This window comes from Mesorhizobium sp. M0244, assembly GCF_040321795.1.
Taxonomy (GTDB): Bacteria; Pseudomonadota; Alphaproteobacteria; order Rhizobiales; family Rhizobiaceae; genus Mesorhizobium.
The window spans coordinates 1-20703 of record NZ_JAMYSE010000085.1 but is presented as its reverse complement, the minus strand read 5'-3'; the positions used below and the strand labels follow the sequence as shown (position 1 = coordinate 20703).

Sequence of the window (20703 nt, the reverse complement as noted above, 5' to 3'; positions counted from 1 at the left end):
TGAAAGGGAACTACCAGTTCGTAACAGAACCGTCGCGGCGCTTAAGGTGAGGCGCTTCCCAGAAACGCAAACTTCCCGCCTGGATCGCCTGCTCGTTGATCTCGACGCCGAGCCCCGGCAGATCGCTGACCGGATAGTCGGGGCCGTCGAGCCGTGGTTGCACGGGGAAGAAGTCGGAATTGTCGAAGCCCAGCTTTATTTCGGGCGCCCTGGTCTCGAGCCACGCGAAATTGGGTACAGCGGCGGCGAGATGCACGGACGCGGCCGTGCACACCGGACCAAGGGGATTGTGCGGCATCAGATCCACATAGTGCGCCTCGCTCCAGCCAGCGACTTTCATCGCCTCGGTGAGCCCGCCGACGTTGCAAACGTCGAGCCGGTTGAACTGATGGATGCCGCGCTCGATGTAGGGCAGGAACTGCCACTTGCTGGCAAATTCCTCGCCGATGGCAAAGGGGACGTCGGTCATCGTACGCAGGGATTCGTAGGCCTCCGGTGTCTCGTCCCGTATCGGCTCCTCGAGGAAATCAAGCACGCCGCGGCCGAGCTTGTTGCAGAAGCTCGCCGCCTCTGCCACCGACAGCCGATGATGATAGTCGATGCCGAGAACGACCTCGTCGCCCAGCGCCTCGCGCGCCTTGTTCAGCATATTCGCGGTAGGGCCGATCGACTCGCGCGGCTCGAAGATGTCCCTGCTGTTTTGCCCGACCGGGAAAAAGCGGATCGCCTCCCACCCCTGTGTGCGTAGTTCGCGGGCTCGTTCGATGGCAACATCGCCCTCGGTCTCGTCGCCGGTCGACGCAAAGGTGGGGATGCGGTCGCGCTGCCTGCCGCCTAGCAGCTCGTAGACCGGCACCCCCAGCGCCTTGGCCTTAATGTCGTGAAGGGCGATGTCGATGGCGGAAATCGCCGCCTGCAGAACCCGCCCGCCTTCGAAGTACTGGCTGCGATAAACCTCTTGCCAGATCCGCCCGATTTGCATGGGGTCGCGGCCGATGAGAAACTCGCGATAATGCTCGACCGCGCCAGCCACGGCCTTCTCGCGACCACTCAAGCCGCTCTCGCCCCAGCCGAAGATGCCCTGGTCAGTCTCGACCTTGACGAGCATCTGGTTGCGCGTTCCTACCCACACTGGATAGGGCTTGATCGCGGTGATCTTAAGCTTCGTAGTCATCCACGCCACGTTCCAAACGCATCCGCCCTGTCTCAGTTGGCCTTGAGGGCCATTTCGGTTTCTCCGTCGAACAGATGCATCCGCTCCTGGTCGAACTCGAGCCAGATCTGTTCATCGGGCGCGACGGCAATGTTCGGCGGCACGCTGACGTTGACGATGGCGCCGGAGAGGAACGTCTGCACGAAGGTGACGTCTCCGGTCGGCTCCACCGTGTAGGCCTTGGCCGGAATGGCACCGGGGACCGCGCTCTTGCGCAGCTTGATCGTCGAGTGACGCGCGCCGAGCACGACTTTCTTGCTCGTTGCCCTTGCGACCTTCTGGGCGTTGCGCGGCGAGAGCTCAAAGCTCCAGCCCTCCGCGCTGGTCAACACAGAGTTGCCGTTTGCCGTCGATGCCTCCAGCGGAATAAGGCTCATCGCCGGGCTGCCTATAAAGCTGGCGACGAACATGTTGACGGGATGGGCGAAGACCTGCGCCGGTGAATCGTATTGCTGGAGGTAGCCGCCGTTCATCACCGCCATCTTGTCGGCCATGGTCACGGCTTCGAGCTGGTCGTGCGTCACATAGATGATCGTCGCCTTGAGGTCCTGGTGGAAGCGCTTGATCTCCGAGCGCATCTGCACGCGCAGTTTGGCATCGAGGTTAGAGAGCGGCTCGTCCATGAGGAACACGGCGGGGTCGCGGACAAGCGCACGGCCCAGGGCCACCCGCTGCTGCTGCCCGCCCGAAAGTTCGCGTGGCTTGCGCTCGAGCAGGTGCGTCATGTCGAGCACTCGCGCCGCTTCCTTGACCTTCTTGTCGATCTCGTCCCTGGGCAGTTTGCGCATCTGCAGCGGGAACGCCAAGTTCTTGTAAACCGATTTCTGCGGATAGAGCGCGTAGTTCTGGAACACCATTGCGATGTCCCGGTCCTTGGGGTCGAGGTCGTTGACCACCCGGTCCCCGATGACGATGTCGCCCGATGTGATCGGAATCAGCCCCGCGACGAGATTGAGCGTGGTTGTCTTGCCGCAGCCTGAAGGGCCGACGAGCGCAACGAACTCGCCGTCATTGACCGTCAGCGAGACATCGTTGACAGCTTTGAAGCTGCCATAGGTCTTGACGAGATCTTTGAGGACCACGTGGGCCATCGGCAACTCCCTAGTGCTTGACCGCGCCTTCTGTAAGGGCGCGTACGAAGTATCGTTGCAGGACCAGGAACAGCACCACGACGGGCACGCTCATCATAAAACTGGCCGCCATCAGGCCCGGAAAATCCGTCGTATTTTCCGAGAAGAAGCGCTGGATGCCGACCGGCAGGGTCAACTGGTCGTTCTTGGAGAGGAAGGTGTAGGCGTAGATGTACTCGTTCCACGCGCCGATGAAGGAATAGATCGCCGTAGCGATGATTCCCGGCATCGAAAGCGGCATCACGATCAGGATGAAGGCCTGGAACCGCGTTGCGCCATCGATGCGCGCCGCCTGCTCGAGTTGCACCGGGATGTTGTCGTAAAAGCCCTTGAGCAGCCAGATCGCCAGCGGCAGGCCGAAGGTGAGATAGGTGAGAATCAGCGAGCCATGCGTGTTCATCAACCCGAGCACGCGCATCAGGATGAAGAGCGGCACGAGAAAGATCACCGCCGGGAACATGTTGCGCAGCAGCACGGCGAAGAACAGGAAGTTGCGGCCGGGGAAACTGAAGCGCGAAAACGCGTAGGCCGCGGGGACAGCCACGATCACGGAAAGGATTGTCGTGACGGTCGACACGAAAAGGCTGTTCCAGAAAAAACGGAGGAAGTCCTGACCGACGCTGTTCTGCGGATCGAGCAGCTTTTGGTAGCTGGCGAAGGTAGGCTCGTCCGGCCACCATTGCGGCGGGAATTGCGTCGCCGCGAACCCGGACTTGATCGAGGTGATCAGCATCCAGATCATCGGCACCGCGGTGTAAAGCAGCATGAACACGAGGAAGATGCGTCCGGCCCACCGCCATCCGTCGACACGCATTCGGCGACGGGTCTGGCTTCGAGAGGCTGTCTCGGCGATCGCGCTCATGCGCTCCCCTCTTTCCGCTCGTTGCCGCTTAGCGCACGGACGTAGAAGTAGCCCAGCGTCATCAGAATGAGGAACAGGAGCACCGAATAGGCCGACGCCACGCCCCAGCGCTGCCGGCCGAAGGCGAGCTCATAAATGTGGGTTATCCAGATATGCGATGCGTTCGACGGCCCGCCGCCGGTCATGATCCAGGGGATGATGAAGGAATTGAAGTTGGCCACTGCGAGCAGCAGGATCGTCACCACCGAGACGTTGCGCAAGTGCGGGAAGGTGACGTGCCAGAAGCGCTGCCATGCATTGGCCCCGTCGACTTTTGCGGCGAGCAGTAACTGGTCGGGGACTGTCTGGAGGCCGGCCATCATCATGATCATGGCAAAGGGAAACTCGCGCCAGATGTTGACGACGATCAGGGAGGGGAGCACTGTGCTGACGTTGTCGATGAAATTCGGCGGCCGGTCGGCCAATCCGAGGCCGACCAGAACCGCGCCGATGATCCCGAAATCCGAATGGTAGATCCACTTCCAGATATAGGAGGCGGCGACCGCGCTGATGACCCAGGGAATGATCAGGATAGCGCGCAGGACACCACGGCCGACAAAGTCGCGGTGGAGCGCCAGCGCAGTGGCAAACCCCAGGACAAAGGAGATGAAAGTGGACCCCAGTGTCCAGATCATGGTGTTCCAGGTGACTTTCCAGAACACCTGACTGGTGAGGATGGCCGTGTAGTTGTCGAAGCCGATGAAGATCTTGTCGCGCAGTTGCAGGCCAGGCGGCGTCTTAAAGAACGACAGCTCGATCGTGTAGTAGATCGGATAGGCGATGACTATGAGCATCACGGCGATCGCCGGAAGCACGTACGCGTAGTCGGCGCGATGCTCCCAGATCTTCCGCAGCGCGCCGGACCTACCGGGTTGCAATGTTCGGCGAGCCTCGGCCTTGCCGGTCACGATCGTCATTGTGGCGTGCCCTTATTCTTCGGAACGAACCGGCTGCACTATCCGCGCAGCCGGTCAGATCGTAGGTCGGGCCTGGACTAGAGTCCGCCCATCAGGTCTTTTACCTTCTTGGCCGCGTCGTCCGCCGCCTCGTCGACAGTCATCGCTCCGGTCAGGGCATTCTGCAGCATATCCGGGACGATGATGTTCATGATCTCGGGGGCCTGCGGCAGCGCTGGGAACGGGATGCCGTATGGCAGCATCGAGGTCGTGACATCGAGGAACTTGATGTTATCCAGGCGTTCCTTCATCCATTTGGTCTTGAAGCCGTTAAGGTTGCCCGGGTTCGAGCCGGCGTAGGCCATCTTCAGCGACCATTCGGGGCTCGTCCACATACAGATGATAGCCTTTGCAGCCGGCTCGTCTACCTTGCCGCCCTCGACATATTCGGGCTTCAGGATGTGAATGTTCGAGCCGCCGAACACGACGGCGCGCTTACCGTCGGGGCCAGTCGGAATCAGGCCGTAGCGCATGTTGTCGATGACGGTCTGCGCTTTGTCCTTGTCGGTGCCGGTCGCCTTCGCCTGCAGGTCAAGCATGACGTTGTAGTCGGACGGGTGCGAGATCATCATGCCGAGCTGACCGGCGACGAACAGGGGCTGATTATCGGCCTGCTGGTTGGTGAGTGCCGAAACTGGAACCGACTTGTCGCGAACATACATGTCGTATGACGCTTGCAGCGCCGCCTTGCTCTGCGGGCTGTCGAGCTCGACCTGCTTATAGGTCGGGTTCGCGGTGGCTTCGTCGAAGACGCCGCCGCCATAGGCCCACAGCTGTGGCATGAAGCGATACGGCGTGTTGCCGGCATTCTTGCGAGCCACGAGGCCGTAGCCGGCAATGCCGAGCTTGTCGTGGATCTGCTTGGAATATTTGACGACGTCGTCCCAGGTTGCCGGAGCCTTGTCCGGATCGAGGCCGGCACGCTTGAAGATGTCGGCGTTCCAGATGAGCGCCATCGTCTCGTTGTTGGTCGGAATGCCGTAGGTCACCCCCTCCCAGGTCACGGCCTTCATAGCGCCGGGCCAGAAATCCTCGGTCGAATACCCCACATCCTCGGGCTTGAGCGGCTGCAGATAGCCCTTTGAGGCGAACTCGGTACCACCCAGGATTTGCAAGCGGACCGCCATCGGCGCGGCATTGCCCAGGAGCGCGGTCCGGAACTTGTCGAGAAGGTCGTTATAGGTGAGGGCTTGTTCCTCAAGCTGGATGTTCGGATAGGTTTTGCGGAAGGTCTCGAAGAAATCCTTGTAGTACTGGCGCAGGAGGTCGGGGTCGCCCTCGAACACGCCCTGATACCAGAAAGTCAGTCGCCCCTTGTAGTCGAGCGGGGTGACCTTGGCGCAATCGGCCGCCGTGTCAAAATCCTGTGTGCCGGCGATGGAGCGCACATATTCCGGCGACCACTTGCTGAGGTCGACCGGCGGCGCAGCCAGCGCCGATGTGGGCATCAGGGATGCCATCAAAGCAGTGACGACAGTGCCGCGCAGGACCGCACTGCCGAGCGTAATCCTCGTCATAGGTATCCTCCCTGGTTCTCCCATGCCGCCCTGCGCCGAGGCAAAGCGGTCCTTGCTCGTTTCGATCGCGAGGATGCTCAATGTATCCTCTCGATCCCTTGGTACGTTTTCAGATCATAGATTGCCTGTCAACGCGCTGGATCGTACATTGTTTGCGAAAGCCGTGTGTGATATCGGGCAAGATATGTATTAACTTGGGGAGCCGGCCTTGGCCGAAATAAGCGATTTCAAAGCTATGCCACCCGTGGAGACTGATCCCATCGGGGCCTCCAGCGAGGGCGCCTCGCTTTATGAATTGATCAGGGAAGACATCATCGAGGGCCGGCTCGCCGCCAACGAACGGCTTGTAGTCACCGATCTCGCCCGGCGTCACGGCACCTCGACCAATCCTGTGCGCGAGGCCCTGCAGCTGTTGCGTGGGGAGGGCTTTGTCATCTTTGTCGCCAACCGCGGCGCGCGCGTCCGACCCATAGATCAGGATTTTGTCCGGGATATCTACGAGATCGGTGTTCTGATCGAGCCAGCCCTGACACGATGGTTTGTGAATATGGCTACCGGCGAGGACATCGCCGAACTCGAACGTCTCCAAGGCCTGATTGAAGAGAACAACTTCGCCGACACATTCAGGCACAGCGAGCTGGATACCGCTTTCCACACCGTGATGTACCAGCGGCACTATAACCGCCACGCCGCCGAGCTTTGGTGGAAGCATCGCGAAGTGCTGCGAGCCGTGAGCCGGCGTTTCAATTTCACGCTCGCGCGACGTGCCGCGATCATGCGCGAGCACCGCGAACTCATCGCGCTCGTAAAGGCGGGAGAAGCCGACAAGGCGGCCGAGCTCGTTTCCCGCCATGTCGAGGGTTCGGGCCGGCATATTCTCGAACAGATGCGTGCGCGCAACGCCGCTCGGGCCGGATAGAATGTCCAGTCTAGACCATCATTAACCCGACCCATTCCAGATAAAGGCAGTTGAGATGAAAATCACGAGCATTCGGCCGTGGCTGATCAAGTCCGATGCTTCTTATTGGGGAGAGTATCTATTCGTCGAAGTGATGACCGACGAGGGGGTGAGTGGGTGGGGAGAGATCACCACCACTACAAGGCTCGCCAACCGCGCGCTCTGCACGATCCTGCGGCAGATCGGCGTCGCCGTAACAGGCGAGGATCCAGCGCGTATCGAGCATCTTTGGCATAAGATTTTCCGCAGCTTCACTTACATGGGCAGCCGCGGCGCCGCCGTCGAATGCGTGAGCGCCATCGATATAGCCCTCTGGGACATCCGGGGCAAAGTCCTCGGCAAGCCGATTTACGAGCTGCTGGGCGGACCGGTACGCGATGAAATCGCCCTCTACACCCATCCCAACCAAGTCAAATTTACCAGCAAGGAAGCCGTGGTCCGTGAAATTCGAGACATCGTCGAGTCCGGACACACGGCGCTCAAGTTCGATCCTTATCCCCACCAGGGCCGCAGTGCCGATGGCCTGCCCCGCGAACAGCGGGACGGCTACCTCGATGGCAGCATGAGCCGCAAGGACGAGCGCGAAGCCGCAGAACTCACGGCTCTGATCCGCGAAACGGCGGGGCCTGATGTCGACATTCTCATCGATGCGCATGGCCGCTTCGACGTTCCCACCGCCATTCGCCTCTGTCGGAGCCTCGAGGAAGCCGGCCAGATCGACTGGTTTGAGGAGCCCTGTCCGCCCGAGAGCCTTAACGCCCTCAAGCAGGTGCGTGAGAAGGTCAGTACCGCTATCTCGTGGGGCGAGCGCGGCCACACGAAGTGGGATTTCGTGCCGATCCTGGAGAACAAGCTCGCTGACTACATAATGCCGGACGTGACCTGGACCGGCGGCATTACCGAACTCAAGAAGATTTCCGCCCTCTGCGAAGCCTACTACATCCCGGTCTCGCCACATGACGCCGCGGGGCCGATCAACGTGGTTGCGGGAGCGCAGGTGATGATGACCGTTCCTAACTTTTACAAACTCGAAACGTCGGAGTGGAACCTGGGCAAATACGATCACCTCATCGACAGACCACTCGACGTTTCGAACGGCAGCCTCAAGCTGACGTCGAAGCCTGGTCTCGGTGTTGCGATGGACCGCGACTACCTGCAGGCCCATGAGATCGAGCTGGGGTAGCAACGTTCTATGCCGGCCCAGAGTGAGGGGCGACAAGCCTCGCCCACCAGAAAGAGGACCAGAAAGAGGATAAGTCATGCCAAAGACGGGTGGTGCCGACGAGGCGCTCAATCGGGTGAACACGAACTCCAAGCCATCTGACCTTCGCATCACAGATATGCGGGTAGCCGAAATCGTCGGCGCGCCGTTCACCTCGGCGCTGCTCAAGATTTACACCAACCAGGGCATTGTCGGGCTTGGCGAGGTGCGCGACGGCGCCAGCGCCACCTACGAGCTGATGCTGAAGAGCCGGCTGCTTGGCGAGAACCCTTGCAACATCGACCGCGTGTTTCGCCGGATCAAGCAGTTCGGCGGGCACGGCCGGCAAGGCGGCGGCGTCTCGGCGGTCGAAATCGCGTTGTGGGATCTCGCCGGCAAGGCCTATGGCGTCCCCATCTACCAGATGCTCGGCGGCCGGTTTCGGGAGAAGGTGCGCATGTACTGCGATACCGACGCCACCGTGCCGAGCGGCACCGAGACCGGCAAGCGCCTCAAGCAGCGCATGGCGCTGGGCTTCACGTTCCTTAAGATGGATCTGGGGCTGATGCAAATCGCGGATGTCGCCGGTGCGGTCGTGGCCCCTGCCGGCTCACTTGAAGGATACCGCGTCCACCCTGGCCGCGGCCCGGTCAAGACCGTTGAAGAGCGGCGCGTCCGCAACGCCGTGTACGATTTGCATAACGTCCCCCACCCGTTTACCGGCCTCCACTTTTCCGACAAGGGCCTCGACTTGCTTGAGCAGTACATTGCCGAGGTTCGCGACGTTATCGGCATGGAGGTTCCGCTCGCCATCGACCATGTCGGCCACATCTCACTGCAGAACGGTATTCGCCTCGCCAGGCGGATTGAAAAATACGTGCCAGCCTGGCTCGAGGATGTGATCCCGTGGCAGTACACCGAGCAGTACCGACAACTGCAAGACGCAACCACGGTGCCGATCTGCACCGGCGAGGACATCTACCTTAAGGAGGGCTTCGAGCCTCTGCTCAAGAGCGGCGGCCTCTCCGTTATTCACCCAGACCTGCTCACCAGCGGGGGCATTCTCGAGACCAAGAAGATCGGCGATATGGCGCAGGACCACGGCGTCGCTATGGCCATCCATATGGCCGAAAGTCCAATCGCCGCAATGGCCGCGGCCCATGTCGCGACCGCGACCGAAAACTTCATGGCGCTCGAATACCACTCTGCCGATGTCGACTGGTGGGACGATATCGTCACCGGCGTTCCCAAGCCGCTCGTGCAGGATGGCTTCATCACTGTTCCGGACAAGCCGGGCCTGGGGATCGACGACGTCGTCGACGAGGTGATCTCGCAGCATCTGCAGCCAGGTGTCACGGGCATCTGGCAGCCGACGGATCACTGGGACAACGAGTATTCCTGGGATCGCACCTGGAGCTGAGGCGAAAAGAACCGAAGATGAAGATCACCGACCTCCGATGTGCCGTTATCGGCAGGCACCCCATCGTTCGCATCGTTACCGACGAGGGCCTCTATGGCCTGGGCGAAGTCGAGTTCACCAAGACCTACCTCAAGCCTTGGGTGCTTCATTTCCGCGAGGCGCTGATCGGCGAGGACCCGACCGACGTCGAGCGGGTGATGCTGAAGATCCGCCAGCGCGGCTCCTTCAAGCCCTATGGTGCGGCGGTCAGCGCTATCGAGCATGCTCTGTGGGACATTGCCGGCAAGGCGGCAGGCGTGCCGGCCTACAAACTGCTCGGCGGCAAGGTGCGCGACAAGGTGCGCGTCTATAACGGCTCGATCCGCCAGAAACGCACGGGCGACCGGCCGGAGGATTACGCCGCTGACGTCAAATGGATGATGGAGCAGCCGCAGAACTTCTTCATGGTCAAGCAAGGAATCTCGTTCCACTCCAATATGAAGGACACCATCGAGGGCTTCCACTACGGCGTGACGCAGAAGAAGGCCGGCTATCACGGTGCCATGGATCAGGGCGTGATCAGCGAGCGCGGTTTCAACCATATGCTCGACTGCGTGATCGCGATGAAGGAAATGCTGGGCGACAAGGTCAGCCTGGCGCTCGACTGCGGCCCGGGCTGGATGCTGCCCGATGCGATCAAGTTCGCTCGCGCGGTCGAGAAGTACAATTTGATGTGGCTCGAGGACATGCTGACCGGTGACTATGTGCCGTGGGTCAATCCGCAGGCCTATCGGGAGCTGACCACCTCTACCTCGACGCCAATCCATACCGGCGAGCAGATCTACCTGCGGCACAATTTCAAGGAGCTGATCGAGACGCAGGCGGTGCGCGTCATCGGCCCCGATCCTGCCGATATTGGCGGCATTGCCGAGCTCAAATGGGTCGCCGAGCACGCCTATATGCACTCGATCCTGATGGCGCCGCATGGCACGGCGAACGGCTTGCTCGGCCTCGGCGCGTTGATCAATGTCTGCGCCACCTTGCCCGCCAACTACATCGCGTTCGAATACCCGAGCGCCTCCGACCCCTGGTGGGAGGATCTCGTAATCGGCCTGCCGTCGCAGATCGTGAAGGACAGCATGGTGGACCTGCTGGAAGCACCGGGGTTGGGCCTCGATATCGACGCCGAAGCAGCCAGGAAGTATCTCAGGGAAGAGGATGCGGGCTTCTTCGACTGAGCCATCCTTCTTGCGCCAACCTGCACCACGCGGACCGCTTCAGTAAGACGCCTGCTCAAAATGAACTTTCAACCAAGACAACGAAGCCGGAATCGACCATCTGGCAATTGTGGGGAAAGGCGGTAGCGCTCTCCCGCTACCATCGCTCCCCTGTACGGCCCGGAGACATGGGTAACAGTTTGTACCTAAGACATGGTGCAAGATGCGCTGGCGCGGTCCTCGTGCTGCGCGCATGACTGCCGTAGGCGCAAAGCAGCCATGCCGCCGTCGCGTGTGAGACTCTGCTTTGGTGACAAGCAGAACAGCAGCCCCCTACGGCTCGTCCCTCTCATCGCGCAAATTAGACACAACGCGGCGGTTCTGCGACCTGCAGGCGGTGTCGGGGCACTCGCGGACGAGCCTGTCCTTGCCGTAGCCCTTGGCCCACATGCGGTTGCGGTCTATGCCGCCGGCGGCGAGGTAGTCCATCACCGCATCGGCGCGCTGCTGCGACAGCGCCGTTTCACTTGCGCCGGGATCGTCGGCGAAACCCTGCAGCTTGAGCAGCCAGCGCGGATGCTTTGCTAACCAGGCGATCTGGGTGTCGAGGGTGGCCTTGGCGACAGAATCGAGCGCGGCCGAACCTTGCGTGAAATAGGTGCGGCGGCCGACATTGAGGATAAAATCCTCCTCGCTGCCCGGCTGCACGTTCTGGAAGCCGGCAACCTCGGTGTTGGTGATGTCGGGCGTGGAAGGGGCCAGCGTGTTGCTGGTCGAGCAGGATGCGGCCAGCACCAGCAGGCCGGCGGCGAGCAGCCGGCGCGTGTTTTCAATCATGCGGTTCATGAGGCGCCAATCATTCGACAGTGGTGGAAGCGGGCGCCTGGTCGGCGATGTGCGGCAGGACCTGCACCGCGGTGCCGATCGGGCAGCGCTGGTAGAGGTCGATGATGTCTTCCGGGAACATGCGGATGCAGCCGCTGGAAGCGTCGGTGCCGATGCTCCACGGCTCCAGCGTGCCATGCAGGCGGTAGCCGGTGTCGGCGCCGTTGCGGTGCAGATAGAGCGCGCGCGGCCCGAGCGGATTGTTGGACGCGCCGCCTGCGACCATGTGCGGTAGGTCCGGCTTGCGCTTACGCATTTCGGGGGGCGGGACCCATTGCGGCCACAGCGCGCGGCGGTCGATCGTCGCGCGGCCGTACCATTTGAAGCCGTCCTTGCCGACGCCGACGCCGTAGCGGATGGCGGTCTTGTTTTCCATGATGACGTAGAGGAAGTGGTGGCGGGTATCGACCACGACGGTGCCGACCGGCTCGCTGCTGAAATACTTGACGATCTGGCGATGCCATCTCTTGTCGATCTTGGCGAAGTTGGTCTTGCGATAAACAAAATTGTTGTCGCTGGCGGTACCGGCGAAAAAGGATTTTGCCGCCGCGGCTTGAGCAATATTGCTGGTTGCACCCACCGCGACCAGCGCCAGGCCGCCGAGCACGACACCCCTGCGTGATAAAACCATCGGCAATATTCCCCCATGCCAAAAGCCTGGCTGACCATAGTTGAGAATTACTTCGCCTCAAAGTGGAAAATGCTGCGTTGCTCAGTCCGCCGCAAGCGGAATGGCGGCTTTAAGGCTCTGAATTCTGGAATCGGACGTTCACCGCGACGCAGTCCGTCAGGGTAAGTTGAGACTTTTTCTAGGGCGAGTTGCCAAGGCGCGCCTGTTCCGCCTGAGCGGGGGGGAACCCGATTGTCGACGTCCCGCGAGGTTGTGCATATGAGGGAAGGGTAACTCACACTACGCCAAGTTAGAGCGGCATGTTTGAGTGCGTTTTTCCCCTGTCACGCCTTGAGACGGAGTGCCTCGACAAGTAGAGCGAAGGCTGCGGTGTGTTGGCGTCGGCTGGGGTAATAAAGGTGATAGCCCGAGAAGGGTTGGCACCAGTCTTCTAGTACCCGGATAAGGCGTCCTTCTGCGATGAACGGAGCAACCTGGCATTCAAACGTGTATGCTAAACCGAGCCCGTCAAGGGCCGCAGCTTCGAGCATTTCACCGTCATTGATGACGAGTGGGCCATTCATCCTGACTTCAAGTTCCTCACCGCCTTTCTCGAACTCCCAGGCAAAGAGCCCGCCGCCGGTCGTCTGACGGTAGCTGATGCCTCTGTGTTCCCCAAGTTCGCGCGGTGTCTTTGGAACCGTTCGGTTTGCAAAATACGACGGTGATCCGACTACCGCCATGCGCAGGTCCGGGCCGATCCTTATTGCCACCATGTCCTTCTGGACCTGCTCACCGATCCGGATACCGGCGTCGAATCTGCCTGCAACGATGTCAACCAGGCCCTCGTCCAGGCTCAATTCCACTTCGATATCCGGATACTCCAGAAGGAGTTTGGCGATGACGGGCCACAGTACTGATTTGGCAGCATACCGGAATGTCGTCAGGCGAATTAGGCCAGTGGGCTTGTCGCGCAGGGCGGTGACGGCGGCGATCTCGCTTTCGATGTGATCGAAGGCCGGTCGTAGGCTTCGCAGCAAGCGCTCTCCAGCTACCGTCACGGACAGGCTGCGTGTGGTGCGTGAGATCAGCCGGACTCCCAGGCGCTGTTCCAGCGTCCTAACAGCGTAACTGAGCGCCGACTGCGATAGGCCGAGCTTTGCTGCGGCGCGTGTGAAGCTGCCTGCCTCTGCTACGGCGATGAAGACTGCCAGCTCGCTGAAATCTCCGCGCCTCATTTATCAACCCCATTTCTAACTTCATGCGGATTGTAACGGCTAATCATATCGAGTCCTATTCGCTATTTCACCCTCAGAGACAACGAAACGCGCGTCGAAAGGGAAACGCTGTGGACACCTCACGACAGATATTCCAGCCGTTCCAATTTCCGAACGGGTTAAGCGTCGACAACAGGATTGTCATGGCGCCGATGACCACCTGGTCGGCCAACGACGACGGAACGGTCTCTGATGCGGAGATCACCTACTACCGACGTCGGGCAACTGGCGTCGGACTTGTGCTCACAGGCTGCACCCATGTCTTGCCCGACGGCATCGGCTTTGCGGGCGAATTCGCCTCCTACGACGACCGTTTCACCCCAAGCCTCTCTAGGCTGGCGTCAGCGGCCAAAAGCGGCGGGGCCAAGGCCGTCCTGCAAATCTTCCACGCCGGGAGTAAGGCCGTGCCGGCGCTTATACCCCGCGGCGACGTCGTCAGCGCCAGTGCGCTCGAAGTCCAGCCCGGCCCCTTCAATCCGGGCGGTGTGAAGACACGTGCACTGACGAATGACGAAATCCTCGCGATCATTACCGCTTTTGGCGAGGCGACACGACGGGCCATTGAGGCAGGCTTCGATGGCATCGAACTGCATGGTGCTCACGGATTTCTGATCCAGAACTTCTTCTCGCCTCTCTACAATCAGCGTGGCGATGAATGGGGCGGCACCCTCGAAAATCGGATGCGTTTCCCAATTGCCGTAGTGCGTGAGGTAAAGCGAGTGGTCGCGGCACACGCGAACCGCCCCTTCCTCGTGGGCTACCGGGTGTCACCCGAGGAACCCGAGTCAGGTGGCTTGCGTATCGCTGACACATACGAGCTGATTGAATGTCTTATCGATGAAGGTGTGGACTACCTCCACGCATCGCTGACGAGCGTTCTCGAGGCAAAGCCTATAGAGGCGCCCGAGGGCGACACCATCGCTGGCCTGATCACTCGCCGAGCCAGCGGGCGGGTCCCGGTCGTTGCCGCGGGCCAGGTCAGGACGCCTTTTCAGGCCGAACTCGCCCTGCACAGAGGCCTCACGCTCGTCGCGGTTGGGCAGGGACTGGTGATGAACCCGGAGTGGGTCGAGCTAGCAAAGAGCGGACGCGAGGATTTGATCGAGACCGAAATCCGGCCGTCGAGCGTTCTGGGTATCGATATTCCAGCGAAACTATGGGGTGTGATTCAGTCCGCCACCGGGTGGTTCAAGATCATCGCTGAGACGGACGTGCCAAAAGCCAACGCCGCATAAATTGAAAAGATACTGCTAGGAAGGATACGGCTATGAGTAGAGTATGGATGATTACCGGCGCTGGGCGAGGCATGGGCCTCGACTTTGCCAAGGCGGTCTTGGCCATCGGCGATAAGGTCGTTGCGACCGGTCGTAACCCCGATCGGGTCGCCAAGGCGATCGGGCAGTCGGACAATCTTTTGGTCGTGACATTGGACGTGACCAAGCCGGCCGACGCCGACGCTGTGGTGAAGGCAACCCTCGACCGCTTTGGTCGCCTCGACGTGCTCGTCAACAATGCCGCGGGCTTCTATGCGGGCTATTTCGAGGACCTGACTCCGGCCCATATCGACTTTCAGCTCGCGTCCACCCTGACCGGGGCCATGAATGTCACCCGTGCAGTCCTGCCAGTGATGCGCGCGCAGGGTTCTGGCAAGGTCATTGCAATCTCATCGACGGCAGGTCTGGTTGGCTTCGAGTTCTGTTCTGCGTACGCTGCGGCAAAATTCGGCGTGGATGGCTGGATCGAGTCGCTGCAAGCCGAGGTGGCGCCGTTTGGCATTGAAACTATGATCGTGAACCCCGGGTTTTTCCGCACAGAGCTACTGACGGACGAATCCACTCAATATGCTCCGTCATCCGTTAGCGACTACAGCGAACGTCGCGCCCAGCAGATAACGGGCTGGAAAGCCGCGAACGGTCGGCAAGTCGGCGACCCGGCCAAACTTGCGCAGGCGTTGATCACTTTGGTCGACAAGCCGGAGCTGCCCCGTCGGTTTATCGCCGGCGCCGATGCTCTTGGCATGGTCAGGCAGAAACTCGCTCTGCTGCAGCAACAAGTCGACGCCCATGAGGAGGTATCCAGCTCACTGGCCTTCGACAGCTGACCGTCAAGTCCAGCACTGCCATTGTCGCAGGTCTATTTATGAGCGCCATTGATAGGCTCATGCGAATTCTGGTGGCTAATCCGAATGTCATGTCCGTGCTCTGCTGAGGGTTGACCCTTAGGCAACCGGCCAACGACCGGCCTTCGGAATAGACGTTCCCTTTCTGACTGATGCCGCAGGCTTCGCCGGTCCGATCAACTTCGCGAGAAGTCCTAATCCCGCCCGCCACTCGAGGAGACGACATGTCACAGCCCCGACAGCTAGCCTTGGACATCAACAGCCGCTGCCACCAGTTCAATCTCGACGTGCGCGTGACCTTGCTAGACCCACTACGCGAGGATGCCAACCTGCCCGGCACGAAAAAAGGCTGCGATCATGGGCAGTGCGGCGCCTGCACTGTCCACGTCGACGGTGAGCGTGCCGTTGGCGGATGGTACACTGGTCGCCACCGCCGAGGTGCCGCCGGCCGAACTCATCCCCGACCTGCTGGCTGTGTCCGATGTGCTCGGCACCGGCTGGTATGCGGCCGACGCAGCCGAGGTCCGAGAAGGATCGACGGTAGTGGTGGTCGGCGACGGTGCGGTCGGCCTGATGGGCGTGCTTGCGGCCAAGGAGATGGGCGCTGAGCGCATCATCGCCATGAGCCGGCACGCCAGCCGCCAAAAACTCGCCCGCGAGTTCGGCGCGACCGACATCGTCGCTGAGCGCGGCGAGGAAGGTGTGGCCCGGATCAAAGAGCTCACTAAGGACGTCGGCGCGGACTCGGTGCTGGAATGCGTCGGCACGGCGGAATCCTTCGACCAGGCGCTGGCCTGCTCTCGCCCCGGCGGCACCATCGGCTATGTCGGCGTGCCGCATGGCGTGAGCTTCGATGGCCAGAATCTCTTCTTCGGCCAGAAGCGCATGCTGGGCGGCCCCGCGCCGGTGCGCCGCTTCCTGCCCGACCTTATGGACCGTGTGCTCAAGGGCAGGATCAAGCCCGGCAAGGTCTTCGACCTCAAGCTGCCGTTGGCCGAGGTCGCGGAAGGCTACCGCGCCATGGACGAGCGGCGCGCCATCAAGGTCATGCTTTCGGTGTGAACGAAGATTGGGCGGACGGCCTGTCCGCACCCACAAATCAGAAAAGGAACAACGACATATGACGATGAGATTGAAGATCGCCGCCCTTGCGCTTGCGCTTTCGGTCGCCGCGCCGGCTTTCTCCCAAGAGTCCCCGATCATCGGCGCATGGCGCATGAGGTCGCTCGAGGCCGGTGCCGAGGGAAACCTCAAGCCCGTGCCATATTCCGGCCAGGTCATCTTCACCGAGGCCGGCACCCTCTCGGTGCAGGCCCAGAACCCCGACGCTAAGGCGCCGGACACGCCTTACACGGCGAATGGCTACGAAGCCTATTACGGGCCGGTCGCCATCAACGACCAGGACAAGACCTTCGTCATCACGATCGGGTCCTCCCTGGTCCGCAATCTTGTCGGGAAGAGCATGAAACGCAAATTCGAAGTCTCGGACAATAAACTGGTCCTCACGCCGGACAATCCGGCCGAAGGCTGGCGCGTGACCTACGAACGTTACTGATCGGAACAGCCCCACTGTCAACGTTATCGGTGGCCACAATGGCGCGGACTTCAGACCGAAATGGCGCGATAGCGGAACTGGTGCCAATCATGGCGGCTGTCTTCGCCGGCTTCCTCCTGATCGGCTTGGCGCTACCCGTCCTGCCGCTGCATCTTCACCAGCAGCTCGGCTTCGGCCCCTTCGCAGTCGGGCTGGTGACGGGCAGCCAGTTCGTCGCCTCGATGCTGTCGCGCATTGGAGCCGGAAATTATGCCGATGGGCGCGGCGGCAAGCGGGCCGTCATCGTCGGCCTCATTGCCGCTGCCCTGGCGGGGTTCATTTACCTCGGCTCGCTGGCATTACTCGACCGCCCGGTAGCGTCCGCATCGGCGCTCTTCGCCGGCCGGGCGGTACTGGGCGCGTCTGAGAGCTTCATCATCACCGGCGGCGTCGCCTGGGGCCTCTCCCTTGCGGGCGGACAGAACTCCGGAAAGGTCATAGCCTGGGTGGGCACGGCGATGTTCGCGGCGCTCGCGCTAGGCGCGCCGATCGGATCTGCGCTTTACGCGGCGAGCGGCTTCGCCGCGATCGCGCTCGCGACGGTCGGCCTGCCGCTTGCGACGCTGCTTGCCATCCTGCCACGGCGTGGCACCAGCCTCGCCGCGAGCGCCGCGCGACAGTCATGGACGAGCGTGGCGCAAGCGGTCTGGCTTCCCGGCGTCGGAGCTGCTTTCAGCAGCCTTGGCTATGGCGCGATCCTGTCCTTTGGCGCGCTGCTCTTTGCCGAACGCGGCTGGCAGCCGGTCTGGCTTCCCTTCACCGCTTATGCTGCGTCGCTGATCGCGGCAAGGCTGTGCTTCGGCCACCTGCCTGACAGGTTAGGGGGCGCGCGCGTCGCCGTGATCTTCGTGGCGGTCGAGGCGACAGGGCTGATGCTGATCTGGCTTGCGCCCGGGCCCGTTCTCGCCGCCATCGGAGCGGGCCTGACTGGCCTTGGCTACTCGCTGGTCTATCCCGGTTTCGGTGCCGAGGCCGTAAGTCATCTTCCGCCACGCAGCCGCGGCCTGGCCATGGGACTCTACACCGTCTTCCTCGACGTGGCGCTTGGCTTCGGCAGTCCGGCGCTCGGCTTGGTCGCCGCGTCGGCCGGCCTGCAATTCGTCTTCTTCGCCGTCGCGACGGCGACGCTTCCGGCGTTGGGCATCGCTCTGCTGCTGGGTCGCCGTAACGCTCCACTATAGATAGTCTGTGCTCGAGATGTCGCGCAATCACGATCGCTCCCGCTTCGGGCGACGTCTGCTCCAGGGCAATGGCAAGATCGACTTCTACGGCCGACAGGCTGCGCGAAGCGGTAATTCGCCGTTCGAGAGACAAAAGTTTTTTTCGGTGAACCCACGACATCGACAAAGTAGCACGGAGTGGCCCCTCTCCTGCCGCTCTCGAGCGATGACACGGTATTGACCCTGCGGCGCTGGCTGCCCCCGCAACGCTGGTGAATTCGAAGGAGTAGTGCGGCCGCTCCTACCCCGATGAACAAACAGAGGGCACCGATCTCGTTCGCCATCCGCCAATAGTCCCGGCAAAAAGCGCGTGGCGGCAAAGAGAAGCCGCAACATGTAGACTCGGACCAATATATCCATGGGCATTGAGAGATGTTCCGCACCTGCAAAATAATGACCGAATGATCTCAATCTATTATAGTTGAACACGAGTCTCACGAGATGCAACGCCGCACCGCCTCGCGAGTTGATTTTGAAGGACTTTTCTAGAATTCCATAGCGATTTGTATCTCAGTCCGTATCGCACGACGCGGACCTAGCCACTAGGTAAGTGGCCCTTCTTACGAGGAACCGAAACGACATTCAGCGTTGTCGTGCTTTCGCCAGTTGCGGCCATTCAGAGAGCTGACCCAAAGCTGCGGTTCCGTAGCGATTTCCGGCTCGGACCGTCGTCACTCATAACTTTGACGCGACATAGTCCGCACGGGACGACAACGATTGATCCAGATGGACTCGCAGAGTGCCCAACAGGGGCGCACGCCAGTTCAGGTTGTTTGGGACTGGATTTGCGGCGCCGGGCTTGGATGCCGCAAATGCAGGGCTCCGTTTCGATCCATCCGGGCGAGACCCGCACCACACGGATCCCCTTTGGCGTGACCTCCTTGGAAAAGGCTCTTGCTGCAAGTCGAAAGCGCCGCCTTCGCTGCGGCCCGGTGGTTGATGCCGGGAGCGGAAGCTCGCGCTGGATCGAGGTGACATGGATGACCACGCCCGAGCCTTGCTCCATCATCATCGGCAACAGGGCAGATCAAGCAGGGTTCATCAGCTTCGCGCGAGGATGATTTGGAACGACGGGAAGACCAAAGACGTTCGTGCATATTGCATCCGCCAGCCACAGGTCTAACGCTTGCTATTCTCAGTAGTCCGAGGCGTATCATGTTTCGCAACTCGGGCATCATTTCTCTGCCTCGCCCGCTTGAGCGTCGTGTGGACACTCTTGCCCAGTCGTTCATGCGCCAGCGGCTCGGATCTCAGATGGACTTCTCGACTCCGGAAGGCGAGCCGGCGCTGTTACCACCCAATTCCGTAACCTGGCGCATTTTTAAGAACCCTGTTGCGCTGTTCATCGGCGGGGTAACGGCGGTGCTGCTCGAATTGGCAGAGCCGCGGGTTCGCGACGCCATTTGGCAGCACAGCAGTTTCCGCTCCCTCGCGCTCCGACGATTGCAGCGTACGGGCCTCGCTGCTTTGGTCACGGTCTATGGCCCCCGATCCAAGGCTAAGGCCATGATTGAAGATGTGGTCAGGATGCATGGGCGCGTTTCGGGTCGAACCAGCGAAGGCGAGCCATACCACGCCACCGACCCGGAGCTGCTGGACTGGGTGCAAGCGACGGCCGAGTTTGGTTTCATGGAGGCCTATCACATCTATGTGCATCGTCTGCATTTTTTCGAACGGGACGCGATGTTTGCTGAGGCTCGCCCCGTGGCGCTTCTCTATGGTGCGGTCGGCGCGCCCACGTCTCAGGCCGAGCTTTACGCGCTGTTCGACGTAATGAGGCAAAGACTCGTCGCGTCGCCGATCGTGTCGGAGTTCCTGGAGATCATGGAAGAAGTTCCCGCCTTGCCGGGAGTTGCTCGACCCCTTCAGCGGCCGCTTCTGAAGGCGGCCGTCGAGATCCTACCCCAATGGGTCCGCAAGCGGTTGGAACTCGGCGACCGCTGGACCTTGAAGTCGTGGGAGCGTGTTGTTGTGAAGACGACGGCTGCAATCTGCGACAGCACCGTGCTTCATTCATCACCAGCCGTCCAGTCGTGCCGCCGCCTCGGCCTTTCCGAGAGCTATCTCTATCGCCGAACGGCATCCGAAAACCTACACAGAACCGGACAGTGTTCGTTCCTTGACTAAATGTCAGGCACGCGTCGTGCAGACGTTCAGCTTCTAGTTAACGCGTCTTGAAGGCACGAACTCGATAGCCCACTGGACGGCGGGGCGTGACGCAGGCTCGCCAAGCAGACGCGAACAAACTACCGGACGGCTGCCGGCAACAGTGAAGCCGTCGTACCGTCAAAACCGGCATGGGCCGGCTCGTGGCCGGAGCCGCCGCCCGAGATGACCGTGTAGCCCTTCTCGGTGACTGTCAAAGTCACGATCCTGATCCGCGGGTCAAAGAGCGCCTCCAGCAGCTGAGCGGTAAGCGCCACGCCGCTCCCCTCGTGCGGGGCATGAGGTGAATGTGCGAAGAATCCCCCCGATCGCGAGAGACGGAGGGCCTACGTGGGAGCAG

At 61.2% G+C, this 20703-nt stretch carries 19 protein-coding genes and 2 pseudogenes; 11 read left to right on the top strand and 10 right to left on the bottom strand.

Annotated elements, in window-relative coordinates:
- Nucleotides 1-10: 10 nt before the first annotated feature.
- The 5 genes from NKJ08_RS31090 to NKJ08_RS31070 all read right to left on the bottom strand — a co-directional run bounded on the left by NKJ08_RS31090 (nt 11) and on the right by NKJ08_RS31070 (nt 5717).
- Entirely contained in the window at nt 11-1174 is a 1164-nt protein-coding gene (locus tag NKJ08_RS31090) for a mandelate racemase/muconate lactonizing enzyme family protein (protein ID WP_352531333.1), read from the bottom strand.
- A gap of 32 nt (nt 1175-1206) precedes the next feature.
- A complete protein-coding gene (locus NKJ08_RS31085) occupies nt 1207-2304 on the bottom strand; it encodes an ABC transporter ATP-binding protein (protein ID WP_352531335.1) in 1098 nt (365 codons plus the stop codon).
- Nucleotides 2305-2314: 10 nt separating this feature from the next.
- Entirely contained in the window at nt 2315-3205 is an 891-nt protein-coding gene (locus NKJ08_RS31080) for a carbohydrate ABC transporter permease (protein ID WP_352531337.1), read from the bottom strand.
- Nucleotides 3202-4161, bottom strand: coding sequence for a carbohydrate ABC transporter permease (locus NKJ08_RS31075; RefSeq protein WP_352531339.1), 960 nt, complete (start codon nt 4159-4161; stop codon nt 3202-3204). The genes NKJ08_RS31080 and NKJ08_RS31075 overlap by 4 nt, the downstream gene beginning before the upstream one ends.
- Nucleotides 4162-4238: 77 nt before the next feature.
- Nucleotides 4239-5717, bottom strand: a complete 1479-nt coding sequence (locus tag NKJ08_RS31070; RefSeq protein ID WP_352780205.1) for an ABC transporter substrate-binding protein — start codon at nt 5715-5717, stop codon at nt 4239-4241.
- Between the two features lie 208 nt (nt 5718-5925).
- Here NKJ08_RS31070 and NKJ08_RS31065 point away from each other — a divergent pair, with 208 nt between their 5' ends.
- The 4 genes from NKJ08_RS31065 (at nt 5926) to NKJ08_RS31050 (ending at nt 10513) form a co-directional block, all read left to right on the top strand.
- Entirely contained in the window at nt 5926-6636 is a 711-nt protein-coding gene (locus tag NKJ08_RS31065) for a GntR family transcriptional regulator (protein WP_352531343.1), read from the top strand.
- 55 nt (nt 6637-6691) lie between these two features.
- Entirely contained in the window at nt 6692-7858 is a 1167-nt protein-coding gene (locus NKJ08_RS31060; RefSeq protein ID WP_352531345.1) for a mandelate racemase/muconate lactonizing enzyme family protein, read from the top strand.
- Nucleotides 7859-7934: 76 nt separating this feature from the next.
- A complete protein-coding gene (locus tag NKJ08_RS31055; RefSeq protein WP_352780202.1) occupies nt 7935-9296 on the top strand; it encodes a mandelate racemase/muconate lactonizing enzyme family protein in 1362 nt (453 codons plus the stop codon).
- Nucleotides 9297-9313: 17 nt separating this feature from the next.
- The gene (locus tag NKJ08_RS31050) at nt 9314-10513 is read left to right on the top strand and encodes a mandelate racemase/muconate lactonizing enzyme family protein (protein WP_352780200.1); all 1200 of its coding nucleotides are present in this window, start codon (nt 9314-9316) and stop codon (nt 10511-10513) included.
- A 312-nt stretch (nt 10514-10825) separates the two neighbouring features.
- On the opposite strand, the gene NKJ08_RS31045 is transcribed toward NKJ08_RS31050, so the two are convergent.
- From NKJ08_RS31045 to NKJ08_RS31035, 3 genes are all read right to left on the bottom strand, one after another.
- On the bottom strand, nt 10826-11338 hold the full coding sequence (locus NKJ08_RS31045; RefSeq protein ID WP_352531351.1) for an OmpA family protein: 513 nt from the start codon (nt 11336-11338) through the stop codon (nt 10826-10828).
- 10 nt (nt 11339-11348) lie between these two features.
- Nucleotides 11349-12008, bottom strand: a complete 660-nt coding sequence (locus NKJ08_RS31040) for a L,D-transpeptidase (RefSeq protein ID WP_077380658.1) — start codon at nt 12006-12008, stop codon at nt 11349-11351.
- 323 nt (nt 12009-12331) lie between these two features.
- Nucleotides 12332-13225: a LysR family transcriptional regulator gene (locus NKJ08_RS31035; protein WP_352531353.1), complete on the bottom strand. Its 894-nt coding sequence runs from the start codon at nt 13223-13225 to the stop codon at nt 12332-12334.
- 110 nt (nt 13226-13335) lie between these two features.
- Here NKJ08_RS31035 and NKJ08_RS31030 point away from each other — a divergent pair, with 110 nt between their 5' ends.
- From NKJ08_RS31030 to NKJ08_RS31005, 6 genes and pseudogenes are all read left to right on the top strand, one after another.
- Entirely contained in the window at nt 13336-14499 is a 1164-nt protein-coding gene (locus NKJ08_RS31030; RefSeq protein ID WP_352531355.1) for an NADH-dependent flavin oxidoreductase, read from the top strand.
- 32 nt (nt 14500-14531) lie between these two features.
- A complete protein-coding gene (locus NKJ08_RS31025) occupies nt 14532-15365 on the top strand; it encodes an SDR family NAD(P)-dependent oxidoreductase (protein ID WP_352531357.1) in 834 nt (277 codons plus the stop codon).
- A gap of 242 nt (nt 15366-15607) precedes the next feature.
- Nucleotides 15608-15784, top strand: a pseudogene (locus NKJ08_RS31020) (2Fe-2S iron-sulfur cluster-binding protein); the annotation flags it as partial.
- Nucleotides 15783-16445: pseudogene (locus NKJ08_RS31015) on the top strand (zinc-binding dehydrogenase); the annotation flags it as partial. The pseudogenes NKJ08_RS31020 and NKJ08_RS31015, both read left to right, overlap by 2 nt.
- 58 nt (nt 16446-16503) lie before the next feature.
- Nucleotides 16504-16938, top strand: a complete 435-nt coding sequence (locus tag NKJ08_RS31010) for a lipocalin-like domain-containing protein (RefSeq protein WP_352531359.1) — start codon at nt 16504-16506, stop codon at nt 16936-16938.
- Between the two features lie 38 nt (nt 16939-16976).
- Nucleotides 16977-18158, top strand: coding sequence for an arabinose transporter (locus tag NKJ08_RS31005; protein ID WP_352784923.1), 1182 nt, complete (start codon nt 16977-16979; stop codon nt 18156-18158).
- A 655-nt stretch (nt 18159-18813) separates the two neighbouring features.
- Here NKJ08_RS31005 and NKJ08_RS39135 read toward each other — a convergent pair.
- The gene (locus NKJ08_RS39135; RefSeq protein WP_502900762.1) at nt 18814-19203 is read right to left on the bottom strand and encodes a hypothetical protein; all 390 of its coding nucleotides are present in this window, start codon (nt 19201-19203) and stop codon (nt 18814-18816) included.
- A 149-nt stretch (nt 19204-19352) separates the two neighbouring features.
- Here NKJ08_RS39135 and NKJ08_RS30995 point away from each other — a divergent pair, with 149 nt between their 5' ends.
- Nucleotides 19353-20324, top strand: coding sequence for an oxygenase MpaB family protein (locus tag NKJ08_RS30995; RefSeq protein ID WP_352531363.1), 972 nt, complete (start codon nt 19353-19355; stop codon nt 20322-20324).
- A gap of 119 nt (nt 20325-20443) precedes the next feature.
- On the opposite strand, the gene NKJ08_RS30990 is transcribed toward NKJ08_RS30995, so the two are convergent.
- The gene (locus tag NKJ08_RS30990) at nt 20444-20620 is read right to left on the bottom strand and encodes a hypothetical protein (protein ID WP_352531365.1); all 177 of its coding nucleotides are present in this window, start codon (nt 20618-20620) and stop codon (nt 20444-20446) included.
- Nucleotides 20621-20703: the final 83 nt, after the last annotated feature.

Excerpts from the sequence above, each read along its gene's own strand:
- NKJ08_RS31090 (WP_352531333.1), bottom strand. The coding sequence starts at position 1,174 with ATGACTACGAAGCTTAAGATCACCGCGATCAAGCCCTATCCAGTGTGG.
- NKJ08_RS31085 (WP_352531335.1), bottom strand. The coding sequence starts at position 2,304 with ATGGCCCACGTGGTCCTCAAAGATCTCGTCAAGACCTATGGCAGCTTC.
- NKJ08_RS31080 (WP_352531337.1), bottom strand. The coding sequence starts at position 3,205 with ATGAGCGCGATCGCCGAGACAGCCTCTCGAAGCCAGACCCGTCGCCGA.
- NKJ08_RS31075 (WP_352531339.1), bottom strand. The coding sequence starts at position 4,161 with ATGACGATCGTGACCGGCAAGGCCGAGGCTCGCCGAACATTGCAACCC.
- NKJ08_RS31070 (WP_352780205.1), bottom strand. The coding sequence starts at position 5,717 with ATGACGAGGATTACGCTCGGCAGTGCGGTCCTGCGCGGCACTGTCGTC.
- NKJ08_RS31060 (WP_352531345.1), top strand. The coding sequence starts at position 6,692 with ATGAAAATCACGAGCATTCGGCCGTGGCTGATCAAGTCCGATGCTTCT.
- NKJ08_RS31055 (WP_352780202.1), top strand. The coding sequence starts at position 7,935 with ATGCCAAAGACGGGTGGTGCCGACGAGGCGCTCAATCGGGTGAACACG.
- NKJ08_RS31050 (WP_352780200.1), top strand. The coding sequence starts at position 9,314 with ATGAAGATCACCGACCTCCGATGTGCCGTTATCGGCAGGCACCCCATC.
- NKJ08_RS31045 (WP_352531351.1), bottom strand. The coding sequence starts at position 11,338 with ATGAACCGCATGATTGAAAACACGCGCCGGCTGCTCGCCGCCGGCCTG.
- NKJ08_RS31040 (WP_077380658.1), bottom strand. The coding sequence starts at position 12,008 with ATGGTTTTATCACGCAGGGGTGTCGTGCTCGGCGGCCTGGCGCTGGTC.
- NKJ08_RS31035 (WP_352531353.1), bottom strand. The coding sequence starts at position 13,225 with ATGAGGCGCGGAGATTTCAGCGAGCTGGCAGTCTTCATCGCCGTAGCA.
- NKJ08_RS31025 (WP_352531357.1), top strand. The coding sequence starts at position 14,532 with ATGAGTAGAGTATGGATGATTACCGGCGCTGGGCGAGGCATGGGCCTC.
- NKJ08_RS31010 (WP_352531359.1), top strand. The coding sequence starts at position 16,504 with ATGACGATGAGATTGAAGATCGCCGCCCTTGCGCTTGCGCTTTCGGTC.
- NKJ08_RS31005 (WP_352784923.1), top strand. The coding sequence starts at position 16,977 with ATGGCGCGGACTTCAGACCGAAATGGCGCGATAGCGGAACTGGTGCCA.
- NKJ08_RS39135 (WP_502900762.1), bottom strand. The coding sequence starts at position 19,203 with ATGGAGCAAGGCTCGGGCGTGGTCATCCATGTCACCTCGATCCAGCGC.
- NKJ08_RS30995 (WP_352531363.1), top strand. The coding sequence starts at position 19,353 with ATGTTTCGCAACTCGGGCATCATTTCTCTGCCTCGCCCGCTTGAGCGT.